We start from the raw sequence: 1,418 nt of genomic DNA, 5'->3' as shown, positions 1-1,418 counted from the left end.
GGTGGGGTGTGATTTCAATTTTAATGTAAGGAACTTTTCCGCATAAGTCATGAGCTTTTAAAATATGCAAATCGTGATGGTAGATTAGTTCCTTTCTGCATATTGGGCATGTGTTTTTTTTTTCTCTTTTATTCCAACGTAAAATACAATGCTCATGAAATGCATGCTGACAGCATAAAGAAATACTTTTATCCTCATAGTGCAATATTTCAAGACAAATAGGGCAAACTGATTGAGCAGATACCTCATTTGAAATAAAAAAAATAATTAGAAGAATTAATAAATGTCTGATTATATTAATTTTCATATTATTAAGTCCGTAATAGATTTGCTTTCTGAAGGGTGGCTGATGCTTTAGTTGTTAAGGATACTAAACGATCCGGAAAGGTCCAGGAGGCCGACCAATTCGCTGCGCATGGATGCAGAAGCCAGAGCAACGCGAGCACAGAGTTAAGATTTGTATTGAATTTTCGACAGCTAGGACGACCCTGATTCAGAACGATAACCGATATTCACTTCAAACTCTCTGAGTCGTTTAATAATGGATAACAACTCAGTGACGGTTGCCCAGTTTTCAGTGAAGTAGGAAAGGCTGTCTGAAACACTGCTGAATGCATGGGACACTCTGTTTAAAGTCCCCATTAAGATGATGCCGTAAATAACACCCGGACCAATGACCATCAGGTCGGCAATCACTACAAACTGAAAGAAGAAGTTCTGCCAGAGGGCGAAATAGGAGTGGTTGAGGAACAGTCGAAAGTAGTTAAAACGCAGTCCGGTAAAGAGCTCCAGCAGCGTGGGTGTGTCGGCGTAGGTTTTATCGTCTTCGGCATAAACCAGCTGTTTTCTGAATCTGGCTTCGACTTTCTGGTTGTTGTATTCAAGTCCAGGCAAGCGGATACCCACATAATAGGAGATGATGATGGCACTGAAAGACAACAGACAGGAAAACCAGAGCAGGGAGCCCGGCATCTGACTCATGATTTCCATGCCTTTCAGTGATAGCGGAATTTTATCATAGTTCTCCATAAATGCCGGGCTGCTGAGCCAGTTCGCCAGCTTGTCGCATATCTCTTCACTGAGTGTCCAGAGAATAGGAATAAAAGCGATCAAGGTCAGAATGGAGCGAAACAGCCCCAGGGCAAGTAGTTCGGTGACTCTGGCAAAACGCTGAGGGTCTTCCTGTAAGCGTTGGGAGGCACCTTCAATATCACGATCTATTTTCTGCCAGAAGGGCAGGTAAGTCAGGGTCATGGCTTGCCGCCAGCGAAAGCAAAAGTGCTGTGAAAGGAAGTTGGAGAGGCTTCTCAGTAACACAAAAGGAAAAGCAATGGTGCAGAATACCAGTATCAGCTCCCAGAAGCGGTCAATGGATTCCGGTTTGGCCAGCTGCATCATATCCCACATCTCGCCATACC

Annotated in this window: 2 protein-coding genes; both read right to left on the bottom strand. The window is 43.7% G+C overall.

What is annotated here, in order from left to right; all coding sequences use genetic code 11:
- Positions 1-307: RING finger domain-containing protein (locus tag KDK17_RS16065; RefSeq protein WP_257288513.1), on the bottom strand; the 307-nt coding region annotated here is incomplete at its 3' end.
- A gap of 170 nt (positions 308-477) precedes the next feature.
- Positions 478-1,418 (bottom strand): SbmA/BacA-like family transporter (locus tag KDK17_RS16060; RefSeq protein WP_306671312.1); only part of this gene is annotated, 941 nt, incomplete at its 5' end.

The organism is Endozoicomonas sp. SESOKO2 (assembly GCF_024606245.1).
Classification (GTDB): Bacteria; Pseudomonadota; Gammaproteobacteria; order Pseudomonadales; family Endozoicomonadaceae; genus Endozoicomonas_A.
This window is presented reverse-complemented; position numbering and strand designations above follow the sequence as displayed.